This is a genomic window from Fibrella arboris (genome assembly GCF_041321095.1).
GTDB lineage: Bacteria > Bacteroidota > Bacteroidia > Cytophagales > Spirosomataceae > Fibrella > Fibrella arboris.
The window spans coordinates 36,500-46,350 of record NZ_JBGGWE010000014.1 but is presented as its reverse complement, the minus strand read 5'-3'; the positions used below and the strand labels follow the sequence as shown (position 1 = coordinate 46,350).

Genomic DNA, 9,851 nt, shown 5'->3' with positions numbered 1-9,851 from the left:
GTACACAACTTTGAAAGCGGTCGCACTCCGGGCAATCAGGGTCCTGGCAATCAATCAGTTTGTCGCCATCATCATCTATGCCATTATTACAGACCTCAACGGCCTGCGCCTGAGCGATGCAGGGACACACTACTACTAAACAACTGAATATCAGTAGTTTATACAGAAAATTAACATAGATTGAAGAAAAATACTTATGCATGAAGAGCCGTACATGAACTGCCTGTCTGCAAATAGCCCCAACTTCTATGCCATTGGCCTTTTTGTGTCCGTATATATACTTGACGTCTTATGATGGGCAGGCCGATTATTACTCCGTACATCTCGTACAGAGCAGCAACCATCCATCCCATTTTCCTTAGTTAACTGGTTTGGCTTTTTCTTTCATCGTATTTTGGTATCAGTGCTTACTTCATATTTCATTATTCAATGGACAAACTATACAGAACTTACAGACTTTCCTTCAGGCTGGGTCTGTTAGGGTTGTTGTGCCTTTCGTTGGTTAGCCTCAACGCCTTGGCCCAGTCGGCAACCCGCTACACGATTAAAGGCCGGATCAGTGAAGACAACGGCCAGCCGCTTCCCGGCGCCACGCTGCTGATTGCCGGCACAACCATAGGTACGTCGTCAGATGCCGAGGGGAACTATACGCTGGCAGCCACGGTGAAGCCTGGTCCGGCCACGCTGGTCATCTCGGCAATCGGTTACGAGACCCTTCGGCAAGCCATCACCTTCGGTTCCACCGAGCAAATCACGCTGAATCTCACGGTGAAAGCCGCCCCTACCAACCTCGACGAAGTGGTGGTAACGGGCTCTACGCTGTCGGCCCCTAAACGTGAACTGGGTAACGCGATCAGCACTGTTCGGGCGGCAGACCTGGTGCAGTCGGGGTCGGGCAACCTCATCAATTCATTGCAGGGAAAAGTACCCGGCGCGCAGATCACCCAAAACTCGGGCGATCCGGCTGGTGGCATCACGATTCGTCTGCGCGGCATCAAGTCGCTCTCGGGCTCGTCTGACCCGCTGTACATCGTGGATGGCGTAATCGTGAGCAATGCCAGCACGAACGTATCCCAGCTGGCGCTGGCCAACGACGTGGGTAACTCCAACGTAGGGCAAAACCGCCTGTCCGACATCAACCCCGACGATATTGCTACGCTGAACGTGATCAACGGCGCCGCCGCCGCTGCTCAATATGGTTCACGGGCTGCCAACGGCGTGGTAATCATCACGACCAAACGCGGCGCAAGCGGCAAACCTCAGGTGAGCTTTTCTACGTCGTTCAACGTAAACGAATTGCGCAAAATGGTGCCGGTCAACACCTATGGCAAGCAGTTCGGTTTCGCGGCCCTGCGCCTTTACCCGATTGGTGCTATTTCAGCCGCGCAAATCGCCGCCAACCCCGGCACAACAACGACCAACATTTTCCGCGACGGAACGCTTACGCCGCTGGCCACGAACCTGGTCGACGTGACGCGCTACAACTACTTCGACCAGATCTTCCGAACGGGAACGGGCACCGACAATAACATTTCGGTCAACGGCGGCACCGATAACACGCAGTACTACGTGTCGCTGGGTTATCTGACAAATCAGGGCATCATCAAAGGCACCGATTTTTCGCGCTACAGCCTGCGCGCCCGCGTCGATCAACGGCTAACCAACTGGGCCAAAGTGACCGTGGGCCTCAGCTACGCCAATAGCCTCTCGAACGAGAAAGCAAACGGCAACGTGTTCTACAGCCCGATCAACGCGGTGAACATCACCAACAACATTTACGACATCACCCAGCGCGACGCCGCCGGGAACCTGCTGGCTGTTGAGCCTACCCGCGTCAACCCCCTGTCGACGATCGAAGACATGAAGTTTTCGCAGCAGGTGAGCCGCACCATCGGCAGCTTCCAACTGAACCTGACGCCGTTCAAAGGCCTTGCCGTCGACTATATTGCCGGGGTTGATGCCTACTCGCAGTTTGGCAAGAACTACATCCGGCCCTACCCCTACCAGGCAGTGGCTGGTTTGCCGGCCGCGCGCTATCCGCAGGGGTTTGCCGCCAACGCCACGAACCAGGTCATGCAGTTCAACAATGACCTGAACGTATCGTACCAGACATTTTTCGGTGAAAGCGTCAAGCTGAACGCCGTAGCTGGGTATAGCTACCAATACTACCAGTCGGACTACACGGCCCAAAGTGGTCAGAACCTGTCGCCTTTCATCGAAACGGTTAGCGGTGCCAGCAACACGACCTATAGCCTGAACTATGGCCTGGATCGTTACGCGCTGAGCGGCTTGTTCGGGCAGGCAACGGTTGGCTACAAGAACCTGGCGTTCATCACGGGTGCTATCCGCCGCGACCAGTCGAGCAAGTTCTCGCCCACGCAGACCAACCAGTTCTACCCAAAAGTGAGCGGCTCACTGATTCTGTCGGACCTGGATTTCTGGAAGAGCGCGGGCATTGGCCAAACGGTCAATAGCGTGAAACTGCGGGCCAGCTATGGCGAAGCGGGGAACCTGTCGGGTATCGGCTCCTACGCGCGCTTCTACCAGTTCAACCCGGTTGGGTTCCTGGGCAAGAACACGGTTACGCCCGGCACCATCCTAGCGAACCCCGAAGTGCAGCCCGAACGCATGGCTGAGCTGGAAGGCGGTATTGACGTGGGCCTTCTGGGCGGAAAGATCAATCTGGGTGTTACGGCCTACCAGCAGAAGATCAGCAACCTGATCGTGAACCGCACACTCGCTCCCTCAACGGGCGGTACCAGCATCGTGAACAACGTGGGCGCCATGCAGAATACCGGCTTCGAGATCATGCTGGACGTGAACCCCATCAAAACCAGGGATTTCAACTGGGATTTCACCATCCTCTACAACCAGAACCGTAACAAAGTCACCGACCTCGGCGGCCTGACCGTGGTCGACGTGGGTGCTGAGGTGGTGTCGGGTGCCCCCGTGCGGCTGCTATTGAACCAGCCCGTGGGTGTCTTCTTCGGCACAGGTTATGCGCGCAACACCGACGGTTCACTGATTTTGACCTCATCGGGCTTCCCGCAGTCGGAACGTGCGTCGCAGCAGGCTACCGGCTCGGTTGATTTCACGCCCGCCCGCAACTCCGATGGCTCGTTCGACGTTTCGAAACCGCTCGCCAACCTGATCATCGGCAATCCGAACCCGAAATGGACAGGCTCATTCAGCACGAACCTGTCGTACAAAAAACTGACGCTGCACGTACTGTTCGACGCCGTTCAGGGCCTGAATGTATTCAACGCCGACAAACGTACCCGGCAGGGCGTTGGCCTGGGCGACTACGCCGAACAGGAGTTGCGGGGTACGTTGCCACGCGGCTATATCTTCGGTATCTACAACACCCAGGAGTTCCGCGTGGATGACGGTTCATACACCAAGCTGCGCGAGCTGTCGCTGAGCTATTCACTGCCGACCTTCACCAAAGCGATTCGCTCACTGAACGTCGCCCTGATTGGCCGCAACCTGTATTCGTGGGATAAATACACGGGCTTCGACCCCGAAACCAACGCCGGCGGCAACAATGACCTGATCCGCGGCGTCGACTTCGGCAACGTACCTATTCCACGTACCTACCAACTCAAACTGACGGCATCATTTTAAAAATGTTTACTGTTTACCGTTTGCTGTTTACTGTTGCGCTGCTAAACCACAATCTGGTACGTTAGCAGCGCAACAGTAAACAGCAAACGGTAAACAGTAAACTCCTCAAATCATGAAACGATACATCATCCTTTCCACCCTACTGGCGGTGGCCCTGTCGCAGACGGGCTGTAAATCGCCTGAATACCTGAACCCCAGCTCGATCAGCCAGTCGCAGGCGGTTAGCTCGGCCGATGGGTTGATCACACTGGCTAACGGGCTGCAATACCGCTACACAACCGGCGGTGCATTGAGTGTTCTGTATAACGCAACCGCTGGCGGTGGACTGACCACCCGCGAACTGAGCGTGCTGAACGTCGGGAATATCGAAGAGGCTAACCTGGCCACCGGGGGCGGCACCGTGAACAACGGCAATGCGGTAGTGCGGAACCTCTGGACGCAGTCGCACCTGGTCAGGGCCAACGCTGAATTGATTCTGGCCAACACCGCCGTGGTGGACAACGACCCCGGTACCAGGAGCGGTATCGTCGGCTATGCATCCATTTTCCGGGCGCTCTCGCTGGGTACGTTAGCGCAGTTCTTCGAGCAGTCACCCATCACAACGGGCGCTAATGCCCCGTTTGTGGCTCGGGCGCAGGTGTTGCAGGAAGCCATTAAAACGCTGGAAACGGCCGCCACGCAGGTGACTGCCACGCCCGTATCGGCCAATTTCACGAGTAAGGTGGTGCCGGGCATCGATATTCCGAACACCATTCAGGCGTTGATTGCCCGCTATACCCTGTTTGCCGGCGACTATGACAAAGCCCTGGCTGCCGCTGCGAAGGTTGACCTAACAAAACGGTCGGTCTTTACCTTCGACGACAACACCCGCAACCCGCTGTTCGATTACACCTTTGGTAACCTGAACGTGTTTCAGCCCACCAACGCGAGCCTCGGTCTCACAGGTACGTTAGCCCCAGACCCAGCCGATAAACGCCTGGCATTCCTGACCAAAACGAGCAGCAACACGGCCGTAACGCCGGTGGTAGCCACGGCTTATTACACCGCCAACAGCGCCGCCATTCCGGTCTACGTACCTGGCGAAGTGATCCTGATTCAGGCCGAAGCCTATGCGCGGAAGAATGACCTGACCAACGCCGTGACGCAGTTGAACCGGGTACGTACCAAAGTGGCCACGGCCGATGTGTTCGGGCTGGGCGCTGCGTTGCCCGCTTATTCAGGTGCGAATACCGCAACGGATATTCTGCTGGATATTTATAAGAATAGGCTTGTCGAACTGGCGTTCCAGGGTTTCCGCCTCGAAGATAGCCGCCGTTTTGGCCGTCCCGCTGCGGGCGTAACCGGTGCCGAACGCAACCGGAATTACTTCCCCTACCCCCGCACCGAACGCGACAACAACACCAGCACCCCGGCCGATCCAACACTTTAAACCGTTTGCAGTCTGCTGTTTACTGTCTTCTGTTGCTTCGCTAATCAGCAAGTACTACGATATAGCAGCGCAACAGAAGACAGTAAACAGCAAACTGCAAACGGTTTTCCCCTACCTTGCAGGCTGTAAAAAGCAGTTTGTTATGATTATTGCGCTCGGTACCGACCACGCCGGTTTCACGTACAAAGAATTGGTAAAAGACCACCTGACGAAGGCTGGCCACACCGTCATCGACAAAGGCACGTTCTCGCCCGACCCCGTCGATTATCCTGATTTTATTCGCCCTGCGGCCCAGGCTGTATTGGACGGCGAAGCTGAACGTGCTATCGTTTTTGGTGGCTCGGGCAACGGCGAGGCCATGACCGCCAACCGCCTCAAAGGCATCCGTTGCGGCCTGTGCTGGAGCGAAGAAACCGCCCGCCTGACCCGCCAGCATAACGACGCGAACGTGCTCTCGATGGGCGCCCGTCAGATCTCCGAAGACCTCGCCCTCCGCATCGTCGATATTTTCCTCGAAACCCCTTTCGAAGGAGGCCGTCACCTGGCCAGGATTGCAAAGCTGGATTTATAGAGTTTACTGTTTGCTGTTTACCGTCTTCTGTTGCGTAGCGAGCAAACCGTATTGTTACTTGAGCAGCGCAACAGAAGACGGTAAACAGCAAACAGTAAACATGTTCTTCTCTCCCCGCAACCTGCGTTTTCACCTGTATGAAGTCATGCAGGCTGAGAAACTGACCCAACTGCCCCCCTTCGCCGATCACGATCGCACCTCGTTCGATATGGTGCTGGAAGCCGCCGGGCAAATAGGCGAAACGGTGCTTCGACCATTGCTGACGGTGATGGATCGCGAAGAGCCGCAACTCGTGGACGGGAAGATTCGGGTGCATCCGCAGATGGCGGCGATCATCAAACGCTTCGGCGACGATGGCTGGATCAACGCGCCCTTTACCTACGATGAAGGCGGTCAGCAGCTGCCGGCGACGATCATGAACGCGGCGACATTCATCTTCGGTGCGGCCAACTACTCGTCGAGCGTGTTCCCCTTCCTGACCACCGGGGCAGCCAATTTACTCCGGTCGTTTGGCTCGAAAGAACTCGTCGACCGGTTCACGCCCATGATGTACGCCGGTCGCTGGCAGGGCACCATGGCCCTGACCGAACCCGACGCCGGTTCATCACTGTCTGATATCACCACCTCCGCCGAACTCACCGACCCCGGCCAGGCGGGGCAGGCTCCCCTTGCCGAATACCGGATTCGAGGCCAGAAAATATACATTTCGGCGGGCGACCATGACGCCTGCGAAAACGTGGTGCACCTCATGCTGGCCAAGATCAAAGGTGGCCCCGCCGGGGCAAAAGGTATTTCGTTATTTGCCGTGCCTCAGAAACGTCCCGAATCAGGTACGTTGGTCGATAACGACGTACAAACGGCGGGGGTCTACCACAAGATGGGCTACAAGGGCGCCCCCATTGCTCACCTGATGGTTGGCTCGGGCGAGGGTGCCATTGGGTACCTCGTGGGCGAACCGCACCAGGGTCTGCGTTATATGTTCCAGATGATGAACGAGGCCCGCGTGGGCGTAGGCCTGAACGCCGTATCCATCGGCACCGCCGCCTATTATGCCTCGCTGGAATACGCCCGCGAACGGCCACAGGGGCGGCCAATCGCCGAAAAAGATCCAGCTCGACCCCAGGTGCCCATCATTCACCACGCTGATGTTCGCCGGATGCTGCTGTTTCAAAAAGCCGTGCTGGAGGGGTCGCTGGGTTTACTGTTGCAGTGCAGTTATTACGCCGATCTGGCCCATGCGGGCGACGGCGAAGAAGCCCAAAACGCGGCCCTGTTGCTCGATCTACTGACGCCCATTGCCAAATCGTACCCGTCGGAAATGGGTTGCCTGACGACCAGCGCGGCCGTACAGATTCTGGGCGGGGCGGGTTACACGACCGATTTTCCGGTGGAGCAATTCTACCGCGAAGCCCGCATCCACCCCATTCACGAGGGCACCACGGGCATCCACGGGCTGGATCTGCTGGGTCGAAAAGTGACCCTACACGGCGGGAAAGGTGTTCAGTTACTCATCGCCGATATGCAGCAAGCTATTGCCGACGCCACAACGCACCCGGAACTAACGTACCTGGCCAGCCAGTTAGGCGAAGCGATCAGCCGCCTTACGCAGGTGACCACGTACCTGCTCGGCCTCGCCGCCGACCCAACTATCTTTCTGGCCGACGCCACGCTCTACCTCGAATTTTTCGGCATTGTCACCGTAGCCTGGCAGTGGCTCCGGCAGGCCACCGTCGCGCAATCGGCGCTGCCCACAGCTCAGGGCGACGACCTGGCCTTTTACCAGGGGAAGCTCATGGCCGCCCGCTATTTCTACGAGTACGAACTGGTCAAAACGCTATCGCTCGCCCAACGTTTGCAATCGACCAATCACGTTACGCTGGAGATGCATAACGACTGGTTCTGAGGCGGGTGATGGGGTTTGATTGCTTCGCGCTGTAGGCCCTGAGCCTGTCGGGGATCGCGGCGGCGAACCGGCCTAGTCGGGGACGCCTAGTCGAAGGGCCACAAGCGCGAAGCAATCAAAGCCCCAAAGTACTAATTATCAACTTTATAGTATGACCCCAAAATCCCATTTAGTAGGTAATTGAACAGTGAACCGTGCAGCCTGTTCAGACATACACGTTATGTCTAACTCGTCCGGCTATGTCTTTTCAGGAATTAATGCTGACCTACGGCTACCCGATCCTTTTTCTAGGCGTGATGCTTGAGAGCGAAGCATTCCTGATCGTAGCCGCCTATCTGGCCCACCGGGGCTATTTTTCGCTGCCCATCGTTATTGCCGTAGCAGCCCTCTCGTCGTTTACCATCGCTCAATTCTGCTTTTATATCGGGCACCGATACGGTTCGTCCTTCATTGCTGAACGGCCGAAATGGCAGCAGCGCTTTCTCCGCGTACAAACCCTGTTGCACCGCTATGGATCGGGGTTGGTACTAGGCTATAGGGCCATGTACGGCTTACGGGGCGTTATTCCGGCGTCGCTGGGTCTGGCAGGCTACTCACGACCCCGCTTTTTAGCCTTCAACGCCATCAGCGCTATCATCTGGGCGGTAGTGGTGGCGCTGGCTGGCAACAGCGTTGCCCATGCCGCCGAACAGCTCTACATACAAATCAGGCAGCACGACAACCTGGTGATTGTAACCCTGCTAAGTCTGGGTACGTTGTGGGGCCTCTACCGACTGTACCGCCAGCCCGAGATCAAAAAGGTGAATACACCAACCAGCCTGGCCGATGTTAATCACGGATAAACGTTTGATAGGTGGATAGTAGGTAGTGCGCGTGCTATTCACCGCACGAACAGGCTTAGCGCCATGACCCCGGCCAGGCCGCAGACCGATACCAGTGTTTCCATGACCGACCAGGTTTTGAGCGTGTCGGCCATCGACAGGTGAAAATATTCCCGGAACAGCCAGAAACCCGTATCGTTGACGTGCGAAAACATCATACTGCCTGCCCCGATACTCAGCACCATCAGGTTGGGCTCCACGCCTGATGATTTCAACAGCGGCAGCATCATGCCCGCCGTGGTAATGCCCGACACGGTAGACGAGCCTACACAGACCCGGATAATGGCGGCAATGCCCCAACCAATGATGTACGGATGTAACGACGACCCCTGCATCAGATCGGCAATAGACTGGCTCACGCCCGCGTCGGTCAATACCTGCTTCAGGGCGCCGGCACCACCAAAGATCAGAAAGAGCATGGCCACTTCCTTCACCGAATCAGCCAGCAAGCCGGTGACCGCAGCCAGCGACTTACCGCGCTGAATGCCAAGCGTATACATAGCCACCAGCACGGCAACCAGCATACTCACGGTGGGTTCGCCCAGGAAGAGCAGCGCCTGTTTGATAAATGATCCATCGGGCAGAAACGGGTTGAGTAACGTACCCAGACTGATCAGGAAAATAGGGAGCAGCACCGTCAGGAAACTCACCAGCGTCGAGGGCATTGACTCATCGGTTAACTCCGGCGCAAGCAGGGCCTGGTTTGGCAGTGTGGTGTAGCGCTTCAGCGTTGAACCAAACAAAATACCCGACACCAGAATAGCCGGTATGGCAACCAGTATGCCGTAGAACAGCGTCAGGCCCATATCGGCGTTGAACTGTTTCAGGATCGCCAGTGGGGCCGGGTGCGGCGGCAAGTACCCCTGTGTAACCGACAGCGACGCCAGCATGGGAATGCCCACATACACCGCCGGTAGCCGGTACCGCTGCGCCACCGTGATCACCAGCGGAGCCAGCAGCAAAAAACCGACCGAATAAAATAGAGGCAGACCCACCACGAAACCTGTCAGCATAAACGCCCACCGGATATTGCCTGTCCCGGCGAGCCCAATCATGCTTGTCGCGATCCGCTGTGCCGCGCCACTTTGCGCCACTAGTTTCCCCAGCATCGCCCCCAGCGCAATGATACCTAAAATAGAGCCCAGCGTACCCCCGATTCCTTTTTGGATCGACTCGACAAGCCTTACCGGCGACAGGCCCAACACCAGCCCCACCCCCAGCGAAACCAGTAAGAAAGCCAGAAAAGCATGCAGCCGAACATACGAGATCAGCAACACCAGTGCGATGATTCCCAGGAGGGTAACGAGTAAGGGCATGTGGCAAGACAGATGGCAGGAACAACCTCATAACCACCGCCGCAGCGCAACCTACTGATGGCTAGCTCCGAATTTCGATGGCCCGCCAACGTCCTGCTTTCTTTCTATAGCTAGTCGGTCATATCGA

The 9,851-nt window shown here is 56.8% G+C and carries 7 protein-coding genes; 6 read left to right on the top strand and 1 reads right to left on the bottom strand.

Translation table 11 applies throughout. The features are described from left to right. Nucleotides 1–10: 10 nt before the first annotated feature. From ACAW75_RS21220 to ACAW75_RS21195, 6 genes are all read left to right on the top strand, one after another. Nucleotides 11–139 carry a hypothetical protein gene (locus ACAW75_RS21220; RefSeq protein WP_370730761.1) on the top strand — a complete coding sequence of 43 codons (129 nt, stop codon included), beginning with the start codon at nucleotides 11–13 and terminating at the stop codon, nucleotides 137–139. A 290-nt stretch (nucleotides 140–429) separates the two neighbouring features. Then, nucleotides 430–3,624: a SusC/RagA family TonB-linked outer membrane protein gene (locus ACAW75_RS21215; protein WP_370730760.1), complete on the top strand. Its 3,195-nt coding sequence runs from the start codon at nucleotides 430–432 to the stop codon at nucleotides 3,622–3,624. 112 nt (nucleotides 3,625–3,736) lie between these two features. Continuing rightward, complete coding sequence (locus tag ACAW75_RS21210) at nucleotides 3,737–5,053, top strand: RagB/SusD family nutrient uptake outer membrane protein (RefSeq protein ID WP_370730759.1); 1,317 nt, start codon at nucleotides 3,737–3,739, stop codon at nucleotides 5,051–5,053. Nucleotides 5,054–5,195: 142 nt separating this feature from the next. After that, on the top strand, nucleotides 5,196–5,624 hold the full coding sequence (rpiB, locus tag ACAW75_RS21205; RefSeq protein ID WP_370730758.1) for a ribose 5-phosphate isomerase B: 429 nt from the start codon (nucleotides 5,196–5,198) through the stop codon (nucleotides 5,622–5,624). Between the two features lie 100 nt (nucleotides 5,625–5,724). Next, entirely contained in the window at nucleotides 5,725–7,527 is a 1,803-nt protein-coding gene (locus ACAW75_RS21200) for an acyl-CoA dehydrogenase (protein WP_370730757.1), read from the top strand. Between the two features lie 239 nt (nucleotides 7,528–7,766). Next, nucleotides 7,767–8,369, top strand: a complete 603-nt coding sequence (locus ACAW75_RS21195; RefSeq protein ID WP_370730756.1) for a DedA family protein — start codon at nucleotides 7,767–7,769, stop codon at nucleotides 8,367–8,369. 38 nt (nucleotides 8,370–8,407) lie between these two features. Here the strand turns inward: ACAW75_RS21195 and ACAW75_RS21190 are convergent, their stop codons facing one another. Further along, nucleotides 8,408–9,724 carry a gluconate:H+ symporter gene (locus ACAW75_RS21190; protein ID WP_370730755.1) on the bottom strand — a complete coding sequence of 439 codons (1,317 nt, stop codon included), beginning with the start codon at nucleotides 9,722–9,724 and terminating at the stop codon, nucleotides 8,408–8,410. Nucleotides 9,725–9,851: the final 127 nt, after the last annotated feature.

What these genes read in the sequence shown, in the direction of transcription:
- ACAW75_RS21215 (WP_370730760.1), top strand. Translation starts at nt 430, where the DNA reads ATGGACAAACTATACAGAACTTACAGACTTTCCTTCAGGCTGGGTCTG.
- ACAW75_RS21210 (WP_370730759.1), top strand. Translation starts at nt 3,737, where the DNA reads ATGAAACGATACATCATCCTTTCCACCCTACTGGCGGTGGCCCTGTCG.
- rpiB (WP_370730758.1), top strand. Translation starts at nt 5,196, where the DNA reads ATGATTATTGCGCTCGGTACCGACCACGCCGGTTTCACGTACAAAGAA.
- ACAW75_RS21200 (WP_370730757.1), top strand. Translation starts at nt 5,725, where the DNA reads ATGTTCTTCTCTCCCCGCAACCTGCGTTTTCACCTGTATGAAGTCATG.
- ACAW75_RS21195 (WP_370730756.1), top strand. Translation starts at nt 7,767, where the DNA reads ATGTCTTTTCAGGAATTAATGCTGACCTACGGCTACCCGATCCTTTTT.
- ACAW75_RS21190 (WP_370730755.1), bottom strand. Translation starts at nt 9,724, where the DNA reads ATGCCCTTACTCGTTACCCTCCTGGGAATCATCGCACTGGTGTTGCTG.